20 protein-coding genes are annotated in these 21546 nt (G+C 71.0%); 9 read left to right on the top strand and 11 right to left on the bottom strand.

Annotated features, from left to right (window positions below; genetic code table 11):
- Nucleotides 1–13 precede the first annotated feature (13 nt).
- Entirely contained in the window at nt 14–538 is a 525-nt protein-coding gene (locus ACIBHX_RS43205) for a hypothetical protein (RefSeq protein WP_397073653.1), read from the top strand.
- Here the strand turns inward: ACIBHX_RS43205 and ACIBHX_RS43200 are convergent.
- Genes ACIBHX_RS43200 through ACIBHX_RS43190 form a run of 3 tightly spaced genes read right to left on the bottom strand, consistent with a single transcriptional unit; the run spans nt 516 to nt 4567 of the window.
- Entirely contained in the window at nt 516–2246 is a 1731-nt protein-coding gene (locus ACIBHX_RS43200; protein WP_397073651.1) for a hypothetical protein, read from the bottom strand. The genes ACIBHX_RS43205 and ACIBHX_RS43200 overlap by 23 nt on opposite strands.
- Nucleotides 2239–2931 carry a hypothetical protein gene (locus ACIBHX_RS43195; protein ID WP_397073649.1) on the bottom strand — a complete coding sequence of 231 codons (693 nt, stop codon included), beginning with the start codon at nt 2929–2931 and terminating at the stop codon, nt 2239–2241. The genes ACIBHX_RS43200 and ACIBHX_RS43195 overlap by 8 nt, the downstream gene beginning before the upstream one ends.
- Before the next feature lie 34 nt (nt 2932–2965).
- Nucleotides 2966–4567 carry an amidohydrolase gene (locus ACIBHX_RS43190; protein WP_397073647.1) on the bottom strand — a complete coding sequence of 534 codons (1602 nt, stop codon included), beginning with the start codon at nt 4565–4567 and terminating at the stop codon, nt 2966–2968.
- 68 nt (nt 4568–4635) lie between these two features.
- Between ACIBHX_RS43190 and ACIBHX_RS43185 the strand changes: the two genes are divergently transcribed.
- The gene (locus ACIBHX_RS43185; RefSeq protein ID WP_397073645.1) at nt 4636–5658 is read left to right on the top strand and encodes a GNAT family N-acetyltransferase; all 1023 of its coding nucleotides are present in this window, start codon (nt 4636–4638) and stop codon (nt 5656–5658) included.
- On the opposite strand, the gene ACIBHX_RS43180 is transcribed toward ACIBHX_RS43185, so the two are convergent.
- The gene (locus ACIBHX_RS43180) at nt 5650–6228 is read right to left on the bottom strand and encodes a Clp protease N-terminal domain-containing protein (RefSeq protein WP_397073643.1); all 579 of its coding nucleotides are present in this window, start codon (nt 6226–6228) and stop codon (nt 5650–5652) included. The two genes, ACIBHX_RS43185 and ACIBHX_RS43180, sit on opposite strands and share 9 nt — an antisense overlap.
- 33 nt (nt 6229–6261) lie before the next feature.
- Here ACIBHX_RS43180 and ACIBHX_RS43175 point away from each other — a divergent pair, with 33 nt between their 5' ends.
- The 3 genes from ACIBHX_RS43175 to ACIBHX_RS43165 all read left to right on the top strand — a co-directional run bounded on the left by ACIBHX_RS43175 (nt 6262) and on the right by ACIBHX_RS43165 (nt 8658).
- Complete coding sequence (locus ACIBHX_RS43175) at nt 6262–7053, top strand: hypothetical protein (protein ID WP_397073641.1); 792 nt, start codon at nt 6262–6264, stop codon at nt 7051–7053.
- Between the two features lie 139 nt (nt 7054–7192).
- On the top strand, nt 7193–8062 hold the full coding sequence (locus ACIBHX_RS43170; protein WP_397073640.1) for an oxidoreductase: 870 nt from the start codon (nt 7193–7195) through the stop codon (nt 8060–8062).
- A gap of 11 nt (nt 8063–8073) precedes the next feature.
- Complete coding sequence (locus ACIBHX_RS43165; protein ID WP_397073638.1) at nt 8074–8658, top strand: TetR/AcrR family transcriptional regulator; 585 nt, start codon at nt 8074–8076, stop codon at nt 8656–8658.
- Here ACIBHX_RS43165 and ACIBHX_RS43160 read toward each other — a convergent pair.
- A complete protein-coding gene (locus tag ACIBHX_RS43160; protein ID WP_397073636.1) occupies nt 8638–9348 on the bottom strand; it encodes a class I SAM-dependent methyltransferase in 711 nt (236 codons plus the stop codon). The two genes, ACIBHX_RS43165 and ACIBHX_RS43160, sit on opposite strands and share 21 nt — an antisense overlap.
- Nucleotides 9349–9442: 94 nt before the next feature.
- Between ACIBHX_RS43160 and add the strand changes: the two genes are divergently transcribed.
- Together add and ACIBHX_RS43150 are read left to right on the top strand one after the other, a co-directional pair.
- A complete protein-coding gene (add, locus tag ACIBHX_RS43155; protein ID WP_397073634.1) occupies nt 9443–10459 on the top strand; it encodes an adenosine deaminase in 1017 nt (338 codons plus the stop codon).
- A gap of 63 nt (nt 10460–10522) precedes the next feature.
- A complete protein-coding gene (locus ACIBHX_RS43150) occupies nt 10523–10771 on the top strand; it encodes a hypothetical protein (RefSeq protein WP_397073632.1) in 249 nt (82 codons plus the stop codon).
- A gap of 3 nt (nt 10772–10774) precedes the next feature.
- Here the strand turns inward: ACIBHX_RS43150 and pgl are convergent, their stop codons facing one another.
- The 6 genes from pgl to tkt form a co-directional block, all read right to left on the bottom strand.
- Nucleotides 10775–11548: a 6-phosphogluconolactonase gene (pgl, locus tag ACIBHX_RS43145; RefSeq protein ID WP_397073630.1), complete on the bottom strand. Its 774-nt coding sequence runs from the start codon at nt 11546–11548 to the stop codon at nt 10775–10777.
- Nucleotides 11549–11767: 219 nt separating this feature from the next.
- The gene (locus tag ACIBHX_RS43140; RefSeq protein WP_397073628.1) at nt 11768–12679 is read right to left on the bottom strand and encodes a glucose-6-phosphate dehydrogenase assembly protein OpcA; all 912 of its coding nucleotides are present in this window, start codon (nt 12677–12679) and stop codon (nt 11768–11770) included.
- A complete protein-coding gene (gene zwf / locus ACIBHX_RS43135) occupies nt 12679–14277 on the bottom strand; it encodes a glucose-6-phosphate dehydrogenase (RefSeq protein WP_397073627.1) in 1599 nt (532 codons plus the stop codon). The genes ACIBHX_RS43140 and zwf overlap by 1 nt, the downstream gene beginning before the upstream one ends.
- 1 nt (nt 14278) lies before the next feature.
- Entirely contained in the window at nt 14279–15904 is a 1626-nt protein-coding gene (locus ACIBHX_RS43130) for a glucose-6-phosphate isomerase (RefSeq protein ID WP_397073625.1), read from the bottom strand.
- A 66-nt stretch (nt 15905–15970) separates the two neighbouring features.
- Nucleotides 15971–17065 carry a transaldolase gene (gene tal, locus ACIBHX_RS43125; RefSeq protein ID WP_397073623.1) on the bottom strand — a complete coding sequence of 365 codons (1095 nt, stop codon included), beginning with the start codon at nt 17063–17065 and terminating at the stop codon, nt 15971–15973.
- A 1-nt stretch (nt 17066) separates the two neighbouring features.
- Entirely contained in the window at nt 17067–19097 is a 2031-nt protein-coding gene (tkt, locus tag ACIBHX_RS43120; protein ID WP_397073741.1) for a transketolase, read from the bottom strand.
- A 322-nt stretch (nt 19098–19419) separates the two neighbouring features.
- Here tkt and ACIBHX_RS43115 point away from each other — a divergent pair, with 322 nt between their 5' ends.
- A complete protein-coding gene (locus ACIBHX_RS43115) occupies nt 19420–20364 on the top strand; it encodes a heme o synthase (protein ID WP_397073621.1) in 945 nt (314 codons plus the stop codon).
- Nucleotides 20365–20389: 25 nt separating this feature from the next.
- Nucleotides 20390–21532 carry a PrsW family intramembrane metalloprotease gene (locus ACIBHX_RS43110; RefSeq protein WP_397073619.1) on the top strand — a complete coding sequence of 381 codons (1143 nt, stop codon included), beginning with the start codon at nt 20390–20392 and terminating at the stop codon, nt 21530–21532.
- The last annotated feature ends 14 nt before the right edge of the window (nt 21533–21546 follow it).

Raw genomic sequence — 21546 nt, 5'->3', positions numbered from 1 at the left:
GGAGAGACATCCGATGCGTACAGCATTCGTGGCCGCGGGGGCCGGAGCCGGTCTGCTGGCGAGTGTGCTCGCGGCGAACCCGGCATCCGCCGAGCCGCGCACCCAGTACTACTACGCCAGTGCCACGGTCACGGTGGACACCACGCGGTGGGACACCCCTGCCTGCCCGGGCGGCAAGCGGCAGTTCTTCACCGCCAAGGACGCCAACGGCGTGGACATCGCCTACACCTACTCCAACAACAAGATCACCTGCGTCACGGTCGCCTTCAAGCCACGCACCCTGGATCGCGACTGCGACTTCTACTTCTACGTCCCGAAGGGCCACGCCACGGCCAACGTGCGGCTGAGGTTCGCCACGGATCGCGGCATCGGCGACGGCACGCTCATCAACGAGAATCCGACGGACGGCTGGGAGTACGTCAGAACGGCGCGGAACGTGACCGACGTGTGGTTCACCGACGCCAACGGCCAGGACAGCGGCCAGATCGGCTGGGGCATGGACTCCGTGCACGGCATCAAGCAGGTCTGCCGGGTGTGACCTGCTGAAGCGTGGCAAGGCGGTGGTCGACCTCGGTGAGGCGGCGCTCGATCTCTGGCAGGAACACCGGGTCGAGCGCCGTCCGATCCTGCGTCAGCCGCCGTCTGGCCTCTTCTGCCGCCTCCCGCACCAGCAGGAGGACGTCGGCGCGCCCGCCGCGATAGCCCTCGCTGACCGCGGCGGCCCGCGCCCTGGCCAGTTCCTCGTCGAAGCCCGAGTTCTCCTCGTCCAGCAGGTCGCGCAGGCTCGAGGTCCCGGCGGTGAAGGCCAGCGGCCACGACAGGGCGGTCACGTCCGCCAGGTGCAGGGGCACCGGCAGCAGCGCCGTGCAGGCCGCCAGGATCGCGCCCGTGGCCGCCAGCGTGCCCCAGCGCCGCGCCGCGCTCAGGTCCCGCAGGTACATGACCGCCAACGGTCCGGCGAAGAGCAGGAAGTGCAGGTACGGCAGGCGCGTCAACCCCCCAGACTCCAGGGTCTGCATGAACGCCGTGGACACCAGTGCGTCCACGGCGCCGAAGCCCAGCGCGGCCGCCAGCACGACGCCGTGGGCGGAGGTGCCCCTGGCCATCACCCGCCGGTGCGCCCACCAGGCGACCGCCAGCCCGCTCGCGGTCAGGCCGAGCGCCGGCGGCAGCGGCACCCCGTCCATGTCGGGGTAGGCGTGGCCGAGCGAGCCGAGCGCGCCCAGGCCGATCATGGCAGGCCCGGGGTCGAACGGCGGGGTGTGCGGGCGCTCGTCGGCGGGCAGGCTCACGGCCCGGTCGCCGAGGTGCAGGTCCTGGCGTAATCCGAGCGGCCTGGGGCGGGGTACGGTCACCGTCACGGTCCCGGTGGGCGCCAGCCGTACCAGGAGCTCTTCCAGGACGCTGACCTGGTGCGGGGTGAGCAGCAGCGACGAGCAGCCGCCCGTGGGGCGGAACTCGACGTCGCGCGACAGGTCGGGGCTGGCCAGGTTGTGGCGCTGTTCCCAGCGCAACAGCGCCACCGCGAGGTACTCGGCGTGGTCGGCGGTCTCTTCCGACAGCCGCTGCCGCCAGGCCGACAGCGGGGAGGCGGCGGGCTTGCCGGGCACGGCCAGCAGCGGCCAGGTGCGGGTGAGCAGGTCGACGACGGTGTCGGCGCCGACGGCGACGCTGTGCCGCCCGGCCAGCTCGGCCTGGCTCCTGGCGGCCTGCCGTTCCGCTTCGGCGGTGCGCAGCCGCTGGCGGAGTCTGGCCTCGAGATAGCGGCTGAACAGCAGGCCACCGACCGCCCCGAAGCCGGGCCACAGCAGTGGAGCGGGGCTCAGCTGTCCGCCGGTGGCGAGCAGCACGGTGCTGGCGGCCACGCACACCACCAGCGGCGCCAGCAGGCCGGTCGCACCGCGCAGCAGGGCCGTCTCGAAGGCCAGGGGCGCGGCCACCAGGGAGGGCGCGTCGAGCGGTGCGCCGTACAGCATCGACCAGACGCTCACGTCGGCGGCGTCCAGCGCCAGCCGTACCGGCAGGGGGATGCGCAGGCCGCGGCGGAGCGCCAGGTAGTAGAGCACGTCGTACAGGACGCAGGCGAAGGCGGCGACGGCGAGCCATGGGCGGCCGGTGGTGGCCGCCGACATGCCGACCGTCACCCGCGAGGCCAGGCGCAGGTTGAGGAAGAAGCGGGTGGCGGCGAACCTCAGGGCACGCTCCGCCGCGCGTGATACCCGCAGCGAAGGGCGCGGATCAGTCATCGAGGCCGCTGGACCCGTCGGAGTCCGGCCCGCGCGTCTTCACGCGGGTCGCCCAGGCCAGGAAGCGGGAGATCTGCGGCAGCGACGGCAGGTCCTGCGGCCGGTCGGGCACGCGGCCGTCGGAGGTCATGGCGGCGAGCCTGGCGTGCTGGTTGAACTCCCTGCGCAGCCGCTCCCAGGCCCGCGAGCGCGGGTTGGCGCGCTCGCGCAGCCGCTCGGGCAGGTCTTCCGCCAGAGCGTAGGCGACGGCGGCGTTGACCCTGCTGTGCGCGGAGACGCCGTGCCTGATCTCCTCCTCGGGGTCGAGGGGCTGGGGGACGCTGCCGGCGGGGTCGAGGACGGTGGCCCGCAGCCTGGCCGCGTCGCTGAGCTGGCTGCGGTGGTAGAAGTAGTCGGCCTTCGCCTCGCGCATGCGCCGCCGGACGGCGCCGTCCAGGAAGTGGCCGGTCAGCACGATGATGGTGGCGCGGCCGTTGACCTGGCGGATCGCCTGGACGACGGCCACGCCGGGGAACTGGTCGTCGCCGCGGCGCTCGTCGGCGGCGTCGACGACGGCCACGTCCACCTCGGCCCAGCCGGGCCAGGCGGCGGCGGTGCGGTGGTCGAGCCCGGCCAGCACCCGCAGGCCGGGCGTCTCGGTGAGGATGTGGACGATTCCGGTGCGGCTGATGTCGTCGACGACCACGACCCTTTTCCCCCGTGTTAACGGCACGGGTTAATCACACCTCGTGGACGATCTTCCCGTCCACGAACGTCATCCGCACCTTCGTGGTCCAGATGTCGCCCGGTGGCAGCGCGAACGGGTCGCGATCCAGGACCACCAGGTCGGCGGGACGGCCCGGCTCGATGATCCCGGCGGGGGAGCGGTTGATCCAGGCCGAGCCCGCCGTGTAGGCGGTCAGCGCGGTGGCCAGGTCGATGCGCTGCTCCGGCAGGAACGGCTGCTGGGCCGTGGGGTAGGAGGCGTGCACGGAGCCGCCGGGCTCGGTCCGGTTGACGGCGACGTGCATGCCCTGCAGCGGGTCGGCGTCCGAGACGGGCCAGTCGCTGCCCGCGCAGAAGCGGGTCCCGGCGCGCTGCAGGTCGGCGAAGGGGTACTGCCACGACGAGCGCGGCTCGCCGAGGAAGGGCAGCGTCAGCTCGTCCATCTGCGCGTGGTGGGTGGCCCACAGCGGCTGCAGGTTCGCCGTGACGCCCAGCTCGGCGAAGCGCGGCACGTCCGACGGCTCGATGATCTGCAGGTGGGCGATGTGGTGGCGGTTGCCGGGGTTGGTCCCCGCGAAGCTGTCCAGCGCCTCGCGGACCGCGCGCTCGCCGATCGCGTGGAAGTGCACCTGGAAGCCGAACCGATCCAGCTCGGCCACGTACTCCTTCAGCTTGCCCGGGTCGATGTACGACAGACCCGTGCCGCCGCACCGGCAGTACGGCTCGAGCATGGCGGCGGTGAAGTTCTCCGTGATGCCGTCCTGCATGATCTTGATCGAGGTGGCGCGGAAACGCTCCAGGCCCTCGGCCCGCGAACGCCGCTCCAGCAGCTCGTCGAGCTGGTCGAGACCGCGGGTCCTGTCCCACCACAGGGCGCCCACCACCCGAGCCCGCAGCCTGCCCGACTCGGCCGCCGACAGGTAGGTGGGCAGCTGGTCGTCCGAGCCGGCGTAGGAGCCCACGATGGCGTCCTGCCAGCCGGTGATGCCCAGCGAGAACAGGTGCTGCTGGGCCTCGACCAGCGCCTCGTCCAGGTCGCTCGCGGTCGGGCGCGGGGTGAGCAGGCCGACCAGGTCCATCGCGCCCTCGTGCAGCACCCCGCTCGGCCTCCCGCCGGAGTCCCGCTCGATCCGGCCGTCCGCCGGGTCGGGGGTTTCCGCGGTGATGCCGGCCAGTTCCAGCGCGCGGGTGTTCACCCAGGCGGCGTGGTGGTCGCGCTGGATCAGGTAGACCGGCCTGTCCAAGAAGTCCAGCTGGGAGCGGTGCGGCAGCCCCCCGGGGAACGCCGACATGTCCCAGCCGCCGCCATCGATCCACTCCCTGTCACCATGCTGAGCGGCATAGTCGCCGATCTTCGCCAGATAGGCATCAAGTCCATAGATATCCGACAAATCGCACTTGGCGCGCTCCAAACCGGCCTGCACGGGATGGATGTGCGCGTCGGTGAACCCGGGCACCAGCAACCCGCCGTCGAGGTCCACCACGTCGTGCGCGGCGGCCTGCCGTACGACCTCGCTCTCCGGTCCGACGGCGGCGATCACGCCGTCGCGCACCAGCACGGCCTCGGCGAACCCGGAGGCGGCGAAGACCCGCCCACCTCGGAGAACAATGTCCATGAAACTCCTTTTCGCGATGAAACACGAGGTTAGCGGAGGCGTAACAGAGGCCCCGCATGCTGGATCGCATGGGATTCTTGCGCATCCGCACCACGGTGGACGAGCGGCCCGGGCGCCTGGCGTCGCTGGCCGCGGCACTGGCCGAGAAGGGCGGCAACATTCTCGGGCTGAGCGTCCATCCGGACGCCGACGGCACCGTCGACGAGTTCGTCGCCGACATCCCGGCCTCCGCCGACAGCGTGCGCGAGGCGCTGGAAGGGGCGGGCGGGCGCCGGGTGCAGGTGGTCCCGGCCAGCGCGCACGAGCTGACCGACGAGCCCACCCGCGCTCTGCTGCTGGCCTGCCGGCTGCGGGCGATGCCGTGGCGGCTGCCCGAGTTGCTGGCGGAGCTGCTGCGCGCGGACGATGCCCGCTGGCTCTATGGTGAACAAGTGAGCGAACTGCCTGATCCCACCCAGCTCGTCGTGCCCGTCGCCGCGCGCCGCGCGGTGCGGCTGCGCCGTGCGGGCCTGCCGTTCACGCTGACCGAGGCGGCCCGCGCGGCCTCGTTCGTCCGGCTGGCCCAGCCGCCGGCGCAGCAGCCGGGCGGCGAGCGGACGGTCAGGCTCGCCGACGGCGCCGAGATGACGGTCAGGCCGCTCACCTCGATCTACCGGGAGGCCGTGCGCGACCTGCACGAGCGCTGCTCGCCCGAGTCGCGCCGCTTCCGCTACTTCACCTCGATGCCCGCGCTGCCGCCGCGGATGTTCGACCGGCTGTGCGACCGCGACCGCGGCCACTCGCTGGTGGCCGGGCACGATGGCCAGGCGGTGGCGATGGCCAACCTGATGTTCACCCCGGATCCCGGCATCGCCGAGATGGCCTTCCTGATCGAGGACCGCTGGCAGGGGCGCGGTCTGGGCAAGGCGCTGGCCAGGATGCTGGTGATGGAGGCGCGCGACCTCGGGTACGCCGAGGTCCGGGCCACCATGCTGTCCGACAATGCGCGGATGCGCCGGCTGCTCATCTCGCTGGGCGCCACCCTCGGCTACACCGAGGACCCGGGCGTGGTGGAGGCCCGGCTGCCGGTGGGCGCCCTGGTGTCAGCCTGAGGCGGCCTCGTCGTCCTGGCCGTCGATGCCGAGGTGGCGTTCGATGCGGGCCAGGCTCTCCTCGATCCTGGTCAGCCGCTCGGCGAGCGCGGAGGTGCCGGTGAAGAACATCTCGGGGCTGGGCCGCTCGCGCGGCAGCGCGCCCACTCGGTCGATGACCAGTTGCCGCACCTCCTCCAGCGACAGGTTCAGGTGCACCAGGGACTGGCAGGCCAGCCCCTTGCCCTCGCGCAGCAGCCCCAGCAGGATGTGCTCGGTGCCGATGTAGTTGTGGCGCAGCTGCAGGGCCTCGCGCAGCGACAGCTCCAGGATCTTCTTGGCGCGCGGCGTGAACGGGATGTGCCCGCGGGGCTGGTTGGAGCCCCGGCCCACCTCCCGCTCGATGAAGGCACGTACGGCGTCCTTCTCGACGCCGCTCTCCTCGAGCACGAGCCCGGCCACGCCCTCGCGCTCGCTGATCAGGCCGAGCAGGATGTGCTCGGTGCCGATGTAGTTGTGCTCCAGCATCCGCGCCTCCTCCTGAGCGAGGACGACGACCCTGCGGGCACGGTCGGTGAAGCGCTCGAACAACGGGGGCCTCCGTTCGAGGGGACTGTCTCCACTATGCGCTACAAACCTGCCGCCGCGGGGTATTTGACCAGTGTGGATCTTGACGAGGTGGCCGACCGCCTCTACGCGCTGACGCCGGGCGAGTTCACCGCCGCACGCGAGGCCGAGGCCCGCGCGGCCAAGGACGCGGGAGAGGTACGGCTGGCGCGCGACATCGCGGCGCTGCGCAAGCCCACCGTCTCGGCGTGGGCCGTCAACCAGGCCGCCAGGCGGCATGCGGACGAGCTCGCGGAGCTGCTCGCGCTGGGGGAGGAGCTGCGCTCGGCCTGGCAGGCGCAGGACGCCGACGCGCTGGCCGATCTGACCAGGCGGCGCGGCGAGGTCAGCGGCAGGCTCGCCAGGCTGCTCAGGTCCGGCCTGTCGGCCGCCGCCGCGGCCGAGGTGGAGCAGACGCTGGAGGCGGCCGTGGTCGACGCCGACGCCGCCGACCAGGTACGGCAGGGCCGCCTGGCTAGGCCGCTGAGCTACAGCGGCTTCGCCCCCGCGCCCATCCCCAAGCAGCGACCCAAGCGCAAGGCGCCGACCAAGGAGGAGGACGAGGCGGCCAAGGCGGAGGAGGCCGCCAGGCGGGCACGCGAGCGGGAAGAGGCGGAATCCGCCTACCAGGAGTGGCGGGACGCGCTGGCGCTGGCCGTACAGGAGCACGAGGCGCGGGCGGAGAAGGTCGCGAAACTGGAGCGCAAGATGGCCAAGGCGCGCAAGAAGCTGGCCGAGGCCGACCAGCGCCTGGATGTCACCCGCCGCGAGGAGCGCCACGCCCGCCAGCGCCTGGAGCGAGCGCGCTAGCGTGCACGGGCGGCACCTGGAGTGAACGCAAAGGGTACGGCTGCTCCCATAGCTCCATTGTGAACCCCATCGGCTGTACGAAACGGTTTCGTACAGATATGGTGTACGACACCGTTTCGTACACCTAAGAGGAGTGGCGATGAGCACGTGGACCCCCTCGGACATGCCCGACCTCACCGGCAGGAAGGCCGTCGTCACCGGCGCCAACAGCGGCATCGGCCTCCCCACGGCGCTCGAGCTGGCCAGGCACGGCGCCGAGGTCGTGGTCACCGCCCGCGACGCGGCCAAGGGGGAGGCGACCCTGGCCGCGATCAGGCGGGAGGTGCCCGGCGCGAAGGTCTCCTACAGGCGGCTCGACCTGGCGGACCTGGCCTCGGTCAGGGAGTTCGCGAGCACGATCGACCGGCTCGACCTGCTGGTGAACAACGCGGGAATCGGGCTGATCCCGCGACGGCTCACCAAGGACGGCTTCGAGCTGCAGTTCGGCACCAACCACCTGGGGCATTTCGCCCTCACAGGGCTGCTGCTCCCGCTGCTGCTGCGCGCGGAGAAGGCCCGGGTGGTGACGGTCTCCAGCGACGCCCACACCCGCGGCAGGATCGACTTCGACGACCTGGCGCTGGAGCGTGGCTACGGGCGGATGAGCGCCTACGGCCGCTCCAAGCTGGCCAACCTGCTCTTCACGCTGGAGCTGCAGCGCCGGGCCGTGAAGGCGGGCGCCGGCCTGCTCAGCGTGGCCACCCACCCGGGCGTGACCGCCACCAACATCGTCAAGGTGGGCCCGCTGAAGCCGCTGATGGCCCTGTTCATGCAGTCGGCCGCGGCCGGGGCGGTGCCCTCGCTGTACGCCGCCACGTCGCCGGAGATCCGCGGCGGGGAGTTCGTGGGGCCCAAGACCAAGCTCCTGACTTCGTCGGGGACGGCCAGGTCGGGCGAGCTCGCCGCGCGGCTATGGGAGGTGTCCAGCCGGCTGACCGGCGTACGATTCGAGGAGATCGCCTACAGCTGAAGGACGTGCACGTGGCTCCACTCGACCCCGACCGGGAGAAGGCCATCCTCGACGCCACGCTGGAGCTGCTGTCGGAGGTGGGTTATGACCGGATGTCGGTCGACCAGATCGCCAGGCGGGCCAAGGCCAGCAAGGCGACCATCTACCGGCGCTGGGCGGGTAAACCCGAGCTGGTCGTGGACGTCATCTGCGGCCGCTTCGACATGGAGGTGCCCACCGGCGCCGACACCGGGTCGCTCAGGGGCGACCTGGTCGCGCTCTTCCTCGGGCTGTGCGGCGCGGTCGAGCGCAAGCACACGCTGATCATCGGCCTGTCCTCCACGCTGGTCTCGCACCAGGAGCTGGCCCGCACGCTGCGCGAGCACATGCTCACCAGGGACCTGAGCGGTGTGCGGGAGACACTGGAGCGCGCCAGGAAGCGCGGCGAACTGGACGGGCCGGTCGATCCCGGGCGGGTGTTCAGGCTCGCCGAGGCGCTGGTGTGGCATCAGACGATCTTCACGGGACCGGTCTACGACGACGCGTTCGTCGGCGAGTCGATCGACGCCTACCTGCTGCCGCTGGTGCGCGCCTGGTCAGCGGGTGCCGTGGGCTAGCAGGGCGCACACGGGGAACCCGGCGGCCGCGTAGGGCTCGGCCCGCCTGAGGTACTCCTGCCTGATCCGCTCGATCTCCTCGGGTGGCCGCTCGCTGATCACCCCGAACCGGGGGCCGCCCGCCGCCAGCACGTCGGTCCACCACGCGTCGAGGTCGACGCGGTGGCACCAGCGCATCGTGTCCACGGCCACGCCGCTGAAACCCGCCTCCCGCATCGCCGCGGCCACGTCGTGGAGTGGCGGCGGGACAGCGATCCCGGCCGCCTCGGCGATGACCGAGGTGGCCGTCATCTCCTCCCGCTTCCACCAGCTCAGCGCGAGCGTGCCGCCGGGGCGCAGGACCCGGTGGAGCTCGTCGACGGCCCGTGGCACGTCCTCGATGTGGTTGATCACGAAGTTTCCCGTCACGGCGTCGAACGTCTCGTCGGGGAAGGGCAGCTCGGGCAGGGTGGCCAGCCGTACCGTCGCGTAGGGGTGGCGGCGGGCGGTCAGCTCCAGCATGTCGAGGTCGCTGTCGACGGCCGTCACCTCGGCGCCCAGGGCGATGGCCGCGCCGGTGACGACGCCGGTGCCGCAGCCGACGTCGAGCAGGCGGATCGCACGGCTTCTGCGCACCAGGTTCAGCAGCGGGTCGACGGTGTGCGCGGTGAGGCGGGCGAACCCGCGCTCGTAGGCCTCGGCATCCCTCACCCGATCACCATAGCGGCGAGAAGCTGACATCTTCCTGTGAGATTCGAGGCCAAAGCCTAGGTTCGCCGGGATCCGGCGACCTAAAGTCGGCGGCATGACCATCGACGCCTTCATCGACGCCCTGCCCAAGGTCGAACTCCACGTGCACCTGGTCGGCTCGGCCTCGCTGCCGACCGTCCTGGAACTCGCCCGCCGCCACCCGGGAAACGGCGTTCCCACCACCGAGGAGGAGTTGCGCGACTTCTACACCTTCGTCGACTTCCCCCACTTCGCCCGCGTCTACCGGGCCGTCAACTCCCTGGTCCGCGAGCCGGAGGACGTGGCCACGCTGGTCACCGGGCTGGCCCGCGACCTGGCCGCCCAGGGCGGGCGCTACTTCGAGATCCAGGTCACGCCCTACGCCCACCACATGGTCGGTCTGCCGATGCGCGCCGTCACCGATGCGCTCGACCTGGCCGCCGCGCAGGCGCAGGAGCAGTACGGGGTCGAGGTTGCCTACATCTTCGACATCCCCGGCGAGTACGGCGAGGAGTCGGCCCGCATCACCGTCGAGCACGCGCTGCAGGAACCTCCCGCCGCCTTGGTAGGTTTCGGGATCGGCGGGATCGAGCAGGAGCGGCCCAAGTACCGGGACGCCTACCGCGACGCGTTCTCCGCCGCCCGCGCGGCAGGACTGCACAGCCTCCCGCACGGCGGCGAGATGTCAGGACCCGAGACGATCTGGGAGGTCATCGACGGCTACGCCGCCGAGCGCATCGGCCACGGCATCAACTGCCTGTCCGACCCGCGGCTGGTGGCGCACCTGCGCGAGACTCAGATCCCGCTGGACGTCTGCCCGACCTCCAACGTCTGCACCGGCCAGGTGGCCCACATCGCCGACCACCCGTTGCCGCGCCTGCTGGAGGAAGGCCTGTTCGTCACGCTCAACAGCGACGACCCGCCCATGTTCGGCACCACGCTGGCGCAGGAGTACCGGGTGGCGGCCGAGGTCTTCGGCCTTGGCAAGTCCGAGCTCGCGCAGCTGGCGCGCAACGGCGTCACCGCGTCCTACCTGCCCAAGGACCGCAAGGAAGCACTGCTGGCCGAGATCGACGCCCTGACACGCGGGTGAGATGCCGGTGAGACGGCGTGAAAGAACACTCGATCGTGACAGCACGAACGGGAGGGAATTCACATGAGTCGCATCGCACTGGGCGCCCTGATGATCGGCGCTTTCCTGGCGGCCGGAACGACGGCCGCCTCGGCCTCCGCCGCTCCGCCCGCGCCGATCGCCCCCGCCGCCGCGTACGGCACGCCGCTGGGACCGTACGAGTACGAGTCGCAGTGCCTGAGCGCCGGCAACACGGGCATCGAGAACGGCGAATGGTCCGACTACGAGTGCGCCGGCAGCTACGGGGCCTGGTACATCCACCCCACCGGCTGAGCCTCAGGGAGAGGCGATGCGGCCGAGGCCCGGCGGGATCTTACTGGCGGCCGCCCTGTCCAGCAGGAACAGGGTGCCGCTGCGCCCCCGGGCCCCGGCCGCGGGCACCTGGACCGGCCCCGAGTCCGACAGGGCCAGCCGTACCGCACCCGACTTCTCCTCACCGGCGGCCACCACCCACACCTCGCGCGAGGCCTGGATGGACGGCAGCGTGAGCGAGATCCGGGTGGGCGGCGGCTTGGGCGAGCCGTGCACGGCCACCACCGAGCGCGTGTCGTACAGCGCCGGCATCCCCGGGAACAGCGAGGCCACGTGCGCGTCGGGACCCATGCCGAGCAGCATGACGTCGAAGCGCGGCACCGGCCCGTGGTCCTCGGGCCGCGCCGCCTTGTTCAGCTCGACCGCGTACGCGTCGGCCGACTCCTCGGCCGTCAGCCCCGAGTCGGGGCCCAGCATCACGTGCACCCGCTCGGGGTCGAGGTCCACGTGGTCGAGCAGCGCCGCCCGCGCGCCGGTCTCGTTGCGCTCGGGATCGCCGGTGGGCACGAAACGCTCGTCGCCCCACCAGATGTCCAGCCGCTGCCAGTCGACGGCGTCGCGCGCGGGCGTCTCGGCGATCGCGGCCAGCGTGGCGGTGCCGACCGTCCCGCCGGTCAGCACGAGCGACGCGCTGCCCCTGGCCGCCTGCACGTCCACCAGCCGCGTGATGATCCGCGCCGCGACGGCCTTGGCCAGCACGTCGGCATCACGATGCACAACCACACTAGGCACGCTCACGTGCTCCACTCTTCCACCCCCGAGGTCCAAATCACGAATTTCTTAATGATCTTTTACGGCGAGCCCCCGCCACCGGCCGCCCTCCGCACGTCGGCTGAGGGCCCGCGCCCGGCGCTTCCGGCGAGTCGAGGACGCTTGCCCGCCGCCACGACGTCGCGTGACCCGGGCACCGCGGCCGGGGCGGCCTCGCCGTACGAGAACCGCCCCGGAAGAAGCCGGCTACGACTTGTAGGTGCGGGCCACGCGCTTGACCGCGGACTCGTAGATCTCGTCGGGGTCCAGGCGGCGCAGTTCCTCGGACAGCAGCTCGGAGGTCTGGCGGCGGGCCAGAGCGACGTTGCGGTCCGGCTGGCCGGGGCGCGAGAGCGTGGCCAGGCGGGCGTCATGGCGCGAGACCGCCAGGTCCCCGTCGGACAGCCCCATCCGCACCGACGTCAGCCCGGGTCCGCCCGATTCCGTCACCTTGACCGGCGCGCCGAGGCGCTCGGAGAGCCAGGCCGCCAGAAGCGGGGCGCTCGGGTGCCCGGGCGGGCCCGCGACCGTGCCCTTCTTCACCTTGCCCACCGGCTGGTCGAAGGCCGCGGCCATCAGGCTGCGCCACGGCGTGATCCGGGCCCAGGCCAGGTCGGTGTCGCCGGGCGTGTACCCCTTGGCGCGCGCCACCAGTTCCTTGATCCCGTCGTGCGCGGCGCGGGCGTCGGTGATGCGCCGCTGGGCCAGCATCCCGATCGGGTCCTTGGCGGGGACCGGGGGAGCGTCGCCGGGCCACCACGCCACCACCGGGGTGTCGGGCAGCAGCAGCGGGCTGACCACCGAGTCGGCGTGCTCGGTCAGCTCGCCGTACAGGCGCAGCACCACCACCTCGCCCGGCGTCGACTCGCCGATGCGGATCTCGGCGTCCAGCTGGTTGGCCTCGTCGGGCTCCCGGTTGACGACCACGAGGATGCGCGAGGGGTGCTCGCGGGCGGCCTCGGTGGCGGCGCGGGTGGAGTCGTACTGGTCACGTTCGTCGCAGACCACGACCAGCGTCAGCACCATGCCCATGGTCGGCGCGCCCATCGCGTGCCGCAGGTGCGTCAGCTGCGCGGCGATCTTCCCCGCGGTCGTGTCCGTAAGCATAAAAGTGCTCATCAGAGCCTCCTCCAGACACGCCCGTCGCGGGCCATCATCGCGTCGGCCGACGGCGGTCCCCAGGATCCGGCCGGGTAACCCTCGGGCTGGTTCTGCTTGGCCCAGAACTGCTCGATCGGGTCGAGGATCTTCCACGACAGCTCGACCTCGCGCTGATGCGGGAACAGCGGCGGGTCGCCGATCATCACGTCGAGCAGCAGCCGCTCGTAGGCCTCCGGCGAGGACTCCATGAACGACTCGCCGTAGGCGAAGTCCATGGACACGTCCCGCACCTCCATCGCGGTGCCCGGCACCTTCGAGCCGAACCGCACCGTGATGCCCTCGTCCGGCTGCACCCTGATCACCAGCGCGTTCTGGCCGAGGATCTCGGTGTCGGTCTTGGCGAAGGGCAGGTGCGGCGCCCGCTGGAACACCACCGCCACCTCGGTCACGCGGCTCCCGAGCCGCTTGCCCGTGCGCAGGTAGAACGGCACGCCGGCCCAGCGCCGGTTGGCGATCTCCAGCTTGATGGCCGCGTACGTCTCGGTGGTCGAGGTGGGCGGGATGCCCTCCTCCTGCAGGTAGCCGACGACCTTCTCGCCGCCCTGCCAGCCCGCGTCGTACTGGCCGCGGGCGGTCTCCAGCGCCAGGTCCTCGGGCAGCCGGACGGCCTTGAGTACCTTCTCCTTCTCCCTGCGCAGCGCGGAGGCGTCGAAGGAGGTGGGGTCCTCCATCGCCACCAGCGCCAGCAACTGCAGCAGGTGGTTCTGGATCACGTCGCGGGCCGCGCCGATGCCGTCGTAGTAGCCCGCCCGGCCGCCGATACCGATGTCCTCGGCCATCGTGATCTGCACGTGGTCGACGTAGCCGCGGTTCCAGATCGGCTCGTAGAGGTTGTTGGCGAAGCGCAGCGCCAGGATGTTCTGGACGGTCTCCTTGCCCAGGTAGTGGTCGATCCGGAAGATCGACGACTCGGGGAAGGCCTCGTTGGTGATCTCGTTCAGCTCGTGCGCGCTCTTCAGGTCGTGCCCGAACGGCTTCTCGATCACCACCCGCCGCCACGACCCGGGCGGCGCGTCGGCCAGCCCGGTCCGCTTCAGCTGCTTGACCACGGTCGGGAAGAACTTCGGCGGCACCGACAGGTAGAACGCGTAGTTGCCACCGGTGCCCCGGGTCTCGTCAATCTCCTTCAGCGCCATCGCCAGCGCGTCGAAGGCGCCGTCGTCGGTGAACTCGCCGGGCACGAAGTGGATGCCCTCGCGCAGCTGCTTCCAGACCTCCTCGCGGAAGGGCGTCCTGGCGTGCTCCTTCACCGCGTCATGCGTCAGCTGTGCGAAATCCTGGTCCTTCCAATCCCGCCGGGCGAAGCCGACCAGCGAGAACCCCGGCGGCAGCAGCCCGCGGTTGCCCAGGTCGTAGATCGCCGGCAGGAGCTTACGCTTGGCCAGGTCACCGGTCACGCCGAACAACACCATCACACACGGGCCCGCCACCCTGGGCAGCCGCTTGTCGCGCGGGTCGCGCAGCGGGTTGAGCTCCACGTCGAGGGTCGTGGCGGGACCCGCGACGGCGGTCGCGACGGTCGCCGCCTCCTCCGCGGGCGCTGCCGGGTCATTCATCTCAGGCCTCCTGTGCGGCTGCGAGCAGGTGCGCGACACCTGCCGCGCGATCGGTCAAGTGCAGGCGTACGGCCGGCCGCCCGCGCTCCAGCAGAGCGCCCAGATCCCCGAGCGCCTGGGAGAGCTGAAGAGTCCCCAATGAGTATTTCTCCCCCGGCACCGGCACATCCTCCGAAACCGCCCCGGTGATCAGGATGAACACCCCGTTGCGTGGTCCGCCCTTGTGGAACTGCCCGGTGGAGTGCAGGTAGCGCGGACCCCAGCCGAACGTGACGGGCCGCTCGGTACGCAGGGCGAGCAGCGCCCGCAGCGTGGCCGCGTCGGCCGCCAGCCACGCGTCGGTCATCTGCTCGAAGTCGGCGTTCTCCGGCACGGGAGCGTCGAAGGCCGCCAGCCGATCAAGATAGCCCATCACGGACATATAGCCGTCGTCAGGGATGGCCTTCAGCATCGCCGACAGCACGCCGGGCAGGTCCTTGGCCCCGGTGGCGCCGTAGACCTCGACGGGGCCGTCGACCAGGACGGGCTCGCCGACCGGCAGCGCGGGCATGGCCAGCAGCGCCGCCGTGTTCCGCTTGGCCTCGGCCACGTCGGGCTGGTCGAACGGGTCGACGTCCAGCACGAGGCCGGCCAGCGCCACGGCGTACTCCCAGACCAGGAACTGCGCGCCGAGCGGGCCGTCCACACGTAGGTCGCCGTCGTCGGACTCGATCGCCACCACCAGCTCGTCGTCGGCGCCGTGCCACTCGGCGCCCACGACCGGCAGGATGCCGCGGCCCTGCTTGCCGGTGGACTCGGCGACCAGCTGCTCGATCCAGTCGGGCAGGCCGTTGATCTGCGACAGCTGGTCCTCCAGGAGCAGCTTGTCGCGCCCGGCCAGCGCCGTGGCGCCCAGCGCCACGCCCAGGTCGAAGCCGGGGTTGCCGTCGCGCTTGGCCAGCAGCGGCAGCACCTCCTCGGCCTCGTCCAGCAGGCGTGCCACGTCGGCGCCCGCCAGCGCGCTCGGCACCAGCCCGAACGCCGACAGCGCCGAATAGCGCCCGCCCACGTCCGGCCTGGCGAGCACGAGCTGGTAGCCCGAATCGATCGCGTACTGCTCCAGGGGAGTGCCGGGGTCGGTGACGATCACGATCCGGTCGGCGGGGTCGACGCCCGCCTCACGGAACAGCGCCTCGTAGACGCTCAGATGGGCCAGGGTCTCCACCGTCGTGCCGCTCTTGCTGGACACCACGAGGGTGGTGGCCTCCGGCCGGTCCGTCAGCGCCCGCCGTACCTGGGCAGGGTCGGAGCTGTCCAGGACGGTCAGCGGGACGTCGGCGGTGTTGCAGATGACCTCGGCCGCGAGGGAGGAGCCGCCCATGCCCGACAGCACCACGTGCGTCAGGCCCTGGGCGCGGATCCGCTCGGTCAGCTTCTCCAGCTCCGGCAGCAGCTCGCGGGAGCCCCGCGGCAGGGTGAGCCAGCCGAGGCGATCGGCAGCCCCGGTGCCGTCACCCGGGCCATCCCCCCACAGCGACGCGTCGCCGGCGGCGAGCCGCTCGGGCACGCCCCCGTCGACGAGCCGCGCCGCGACGGGGGCGGCGGCGGAGGCCACCCCTTCGTCGCGGTAGGTGACTTGCACTGTCACTCCTTCGTCGTGATCCCGCAAGCGAGACCGTGTTCGATGGTTCCCTCGCGCTGCTCGGTCACGGGCTCAGACGACCAGGTTCTTCTTGACGCTTTCCAGGAGCTCGTTCCAGGAGGCCTCGAACTTCTCCACGCCCTCGTCCTCGAGCACCTTCACCACGTCGTCGTAGTCGACGCCGGCTTCCTTGAGCGCGGCCATGGTGTTCCAGGCCTGCTCGTAGAAGGGGCGGATGGCGTCACCCTGGACGCGGCCGTGGTCGGCGGTGGCGTCGAGCGTCTTCTCGGGCATGGTGTTGACCGTGCCGGGGGCGACGAGCTCGTCGACGTACATGGTGTCGGGGTAGTCCGGGTTCTTGACGCCGGTCGAGGCCCACAGCGGCCGCTGCGGCCGGGCGCCCGCGGCGCGCAGCCGCTGCCAGCGCTCGGAGTTCATGACCTCCTCGAAGGCGGCGTAGGCCAGGCGCGCGTTGGCGATGCCGGCCTTGCCCTTCAGCTCCGCGTTGCCCAGCTTGTCCAGCCGCTTGTCGATCTCGGTGTCGACGCGGCTGACGAAGAACGAGGCGACCGACTCGATCGTGGCCAGGTTCAGCCCCTTGGCCTGCGCGGCCTCGAGGCCGGCCAGCCAGGCGTCCATGACCTGGCGGTAGCGCTCGAGCGAGAAGATCAGCGTCACGTTCACGCTGATGCCCTCGGCCAGCGCCTGCGTGATGGCGGGCAGGCCCTCGACCGTGGCCGGGATCTTGATGAACAGGTTCGGCCTGTCGACCATCCACCACAGGGCGCGGGCCTCGGCCACGGTCTTCTCGGTCTCGCGGGCCAGGCGCGGGTCGACCTCGAGGGACACCCGGCCGTCCATGCCCTGCGTGGCGTCGAACACCGGGCGCAGCACGTCGGCGGCCCACCGGATGTCGTAGGTGGTGATGGCGCGCACGGCCTCGCCCAGGTCCACGCCGCGCACGGCCAGGTCGTGCATCTGGCTGTTGTAGGCGTCGCCCTTGCTCAGGGCGCCGGCGAAGATCGTCGGGTTGGAGGTGACCCCCACCACGTTCTTCTCCCGGATCAGCTGCTCCAGGTTGCCGGTGCGCAGCCGGTCGCGGCTGATGTCGTCGAGCCAGATGGATACGCCCTGGCTCGAGAGCTTGTTGAGGATCTCGCTAGTCATCTCAGTTTCCCGTCGTCTCGCCCTTGTCGTGGCCCAGCTTGGCAAGGCTGGACCTGGCGGCCGCGGCCACCCGGTCCGCCGTCAGGCCGAACTGCTCGTACAGCGTCCGGTACGGCGCCGAGGCACCGAAGTGCTCGAGGCTGACCGAGTCGCCGTGCTCGCCGACGAACTCCCGCCAGCCCAGCGCGATGCCGGCCTCGACCGATACACGCGCCCTGACCGACGGCGGCAGCACCGCGTTCCGGTAGGCGTGGTCCTGCGCGTGGAACCACTCGACACACGGCATGGACACCACCCGCGTCGGGATGCCCTGCGCCTCCAGCAGGTCGCGGCCGCCCACGGCCACCTCCACCTCACTGCCCGTGGCGATGAGGATCACACGCGGCTGGCCGGTGGAGGCCTCGCGCAGGATGTAGCCGCCGCGGGACACGCCCTCGGCGCTGGTGCCCTCGTAGACCGGCAGGTTCTGCCGGGTCAGGGCCAGGGCGGCGGGCCTGTCGGTGTGCTCGAGGATCGTCTTCCACGCCGCGGCCGTCTCGTTGGCGTCGGCCGGGCGCACCACGTCCAGGCCGGGGATCGCGCGCAGCGCCCACAGGTGCTCGATCGGCTGGTGGGTCGGGCCGTCCTCGCCCAGGCCGATGGAGTCGTGCGTCCACACGTAGGTGACGGGCAGCTTCATCAGCGCCGCCAGCCGTACGGACGGCCGCATGTAGTCGGAGAAGACCAGGAACGTGCCGCCGTAGGGGCGGGTGCCGCCGTGCAGCGCGATGCCGTTGAGAATCGCGCCCATGGCGTGCTCGCGGATGCCGAAGTGCAGCGTGCGGCCGTAGCGGTTACCCGGGAACTCCTTGGTCTGGTACTCCTCGGGGATGAAGGACGGCTCGCCCTTCATCGTGGTGTTGTTCGACTCGGCCAGGTCGGCAGAGCCGCCCCACAGCTCGGGCAGCACCCTGGACAGCGCGTTGAGCACCTCGCCCGAGGCCTTGCGGGTGGCCATCGAGCCGCCCGTGTCGAACTCGGGCAGCGCCTTGGCCCAGCCGTTCGGCAGCAGGCGACGGGAGATGCGGTCGTACTCGGCGGCCCGCTCGGGGTTGGCCACACGCCAGTTGGCGTAGGCCTTCTCCCACTCGGCGTGCGTCTCGCGGCCGCGGTCGGCCACCTGGCGGGCGTGCTCGAGCACGTCGGCGGGCACGTCGAAGGTCTTGCCCGGGTCCAGGCCGAGGACGCGCTTGGTGGCGGCCACCTCCTCGTCGCCCAGCGCGGAGCCGTGGATCTTGCCGGTGTTCTGCTTGTTGGGCGCCGGCCAGCCGATGATCGTGCGCAGCCGGATGAAGCTGGGCCTGTCGGTCTCCGCCTTGGCCGCCTCGAGCGCCTGGTGCAGCGCCTCGACGTTCTCGACGTAGTCGCCGGTCTCGGTCCAGTCGACGCTGAGCGTGTGCCAGCCGTAGGCCTCGTAGCGCTTGACCACGTCCTCGGACTTGGCGATCAGCGTGTCGTCCTCGATGGAGATGTGGTTGTCGTCGTACATGACGATGAGGTTGCCCAGCTTCTGGTGGCCGGCGAGCGAGCTGGCCTCGTGGCTGATGCCCTCCTCGATGTCGCCGTCGCTGACGAAGCACCAGATGTGGTGGTCGAAGGGCGAGGTGCCGGGCGCGGCGTCGGGGTCGAACAGTCCGCGCTCGCGGCGGGCGGCCATCGCCATGCCGACCGCGTTGCCCAGGCCCTGGCCCAGCGGCCCCGTGGTGGTCTCCACGCCGACCGTGTGCCCGTGCTCCGGGTGGCCGGGGGTGAGGCTGTCCCACTGACGCAGCCGCTCCAGGTCCTCAATCGTCAGACCGTAGCCCGACAGGTACAGCTGGATGTAAAGCGTCAGGCTTGAGTGGCCGCACGACAGGACGAAGCGGTCGCGGCCCAGCCATGTCGCGTCCGTCGGGTCGTGGCGCATCGTACGCTGGAACAGCAGGTATGCGGCGGGGGCCAGGCTCATGGCGGTGCCGGGATGTCCCGAGCCCGCCTTCTCCACTGCATCCATCGCCAGGGCTCGAACGACGTCGACGGCCTTCTTGTCGAGGTCGGTCCATTCAAGGGCTGGCACGAGTTCGGTGCTCAACTGCTCGATCTCCGGAATCTAGTTGTCATCGGTGGTCGCCGGTCGGCATTTCCCGCCCACATCGGACCCTAACCGAGTCGGGTCGTTGATCGATTCCCCCACTCCACGCAGTGCGTGTCACAGAGCGGTCAAGACCCCCCCTTTGGCTGGACCGGCTCTCCCTGCCACTACAGTTTGGTTGTCCCACCATGGATCCGCTCTATTTCAGAGGTTACGCGTTGACTCCGCTTGTGCTGGAAGCGCCTTGACGGTGCTCACCAATAGGCAGACGACGGCCCCGGCCAGCGCGCCAGAGGCGCCGCGCAGCTTCGCCATGCTCGTCAAGGCCTACATCGCGCTGACCAAGCCGCGGATCATCGAGCTGCTGCTGATCACGACCCTGCCCGTGATGTTCCTGGCAGCGCACGGCTTGCCGCCGCTGTGGACGTCCGTGTCGGTCATGGTGTTCGGCACGCTGTCGGCGGGCAGCGCCAACGCGCTCAACTGCTACGTCGACCGTGACATCGACGTCAAGATGCGCCGCACCAGGCGTCGCCCGCTGGCGCGCCACCAGGTCTCGCCGCGCGGGGCGCTCGTCTTCGGCATCGTGTTGGGAATTTTGTCCACAATTGGACTCTGGCTGACCACGAACTGGCTCGCCGCGGTGCTGTCGACGGCCGCGATCCTGTTCTATGTCCTGGTCTACTCCATGATCCTCAAGCGGCGCACCGCGCAGAACATCGTCTGGGGCGGCATCGCCGGCTGCATGCCGGTGATGATCGGCTGGGCGGGCATCACCGAGCGGCTCGACTGGGCGCCGCTGGTGCTGTTCGGTGTGGTGTTCTTCTGGACGCCGCCGCACACCTGGACGCTGGCCATGCGCTACAAGGAGGACTACGCGGCCGCCGAGGTGCCCATGCTGCCCGTGGTCGCCACCGAGCGGCGCGTGATCACCGAGTCGATCGTCTACACCTGGGCGACCGTGATCTGCTCGCTGCTGCTGTGGCCGGTGGCGCACACCACGCTGTTCTACCCGATCGTGGCGGCGGTCCTGGGCGCGATGTGCCTGTGGGAGGTGCACCGCCTGCTGAGCCGCCTCAACTCCGGCAAGACCGGCGTCGAGCTGCGGCCGATGCGCTTCTTCCACTGGTCGAACGCCTATCTGGCGCTGCTTTTCCTCGCGGTTGCGATCGACCCGCTCCTCGCCTGATGGCCTGATCAGTTACAGTCACTCTATGGCGTCCCGTGATCCACGCTGGGTGTTCAAGGACCGCCCGTCGTTCGCGTTGATCATCGGCCTGGTCCTGACGGGCATCTGCGCGATCGTCTCGCTTTCCTTTGACGTCATCAACGGCGCGCCCGTGCAGTTCGTCATCGCGCTGGTGCTCGCGATCGCGCCGGTGCCGGTGCTCCTGGCCGCCGTGCTGGCGCTCGACCGGCTGGAGCCCGAGCCGCGCAGCAACCTGATCTTCGCCTTCGCCTGGGGCATGGGCATCGCCGTGCTGGCCGCGGGCATCATCAACTCGCTGAACCTGCACTACATCATCGACACCGCCAAGATCTCCCAGGCCGGTGCCCGCAACATCGCCGCCACGTTCGGCGCTCCGCCGGTCGAGGAGACCATGAAGGGCCTGGTGCTGCTCGGGATCCTGAAGTTCCGCCGGGCCGAGCTCGACGGGCCGACCGACGGCATCATCTACGCCAGCATGGTCGGGCTCGGCTTCGCGATGAGCGAGAACGTCAGCTACTACCTTCAGGCGCTCAACTCCGAGGCCGGGGCGGCCGGGCTCGCGGTGACCGTGGTGCTGCGCGGCATCCTGTCGCCGTTCGCGCACCCGCTGTTCACCTCGATGATCGGCGTCGCGGTGGCCTACGCAGCGCAGCGCAGCGGCCCCGAGCGGGTCTTCATCATCCTCGTCGGCTGGATCGGCGCGATGACGCTGCACGGCCTGTGGAACGGCCTGGCCTCCTACGGCGGCTTCCCCGGCCTGGTCGTGGCCTACCTGATCCTGCTGGTCGTGCTGCTGGTGCTGATCGCCGTGGTGTTCCGCGACCGGCGCCGCATCGTCGGGCTCCTGCAGCGCTACCTGCCGTCCTACGAGCCGACCAGGCTGGTCACCCAGGACGACGTCTACATGCTGTCGGCGCTGTCGCGGCGGCGCCGGGCCCGCCAGTGGGCCGGCACCCGCGGCGGCAAGCGCAGTCTGCAGGCGATGAAGGACTACCAGCTGGCGGCCACCGAGCTGGGCCTGCTGCACGAGCGGGCCGCCCGCCGCATCGTCGACGAGCAGACCTTCCACGCCGAGCAGCGGGCGCTGCTGGAATGCATGAGCGCGGCCCGCGCCGACTTCCCCGCACCTGTCCCCGGACACGGCTGAGCCGCGGGCGGACG

Origin of the sequence: Nonomuraea sp. NPDC050536 (assembly GCF_044457685.1) — a bacterium.
GTDB lineage: Bacteria > Actinomycetota > Actinomycetes > Streptosporangiales > Streptosporangiaceae > Nonomuraea.
Note: the sequence above shows the minus strand (reverse complement) of the source record. Positions and strands in the feature narration are given on the sequence as shown.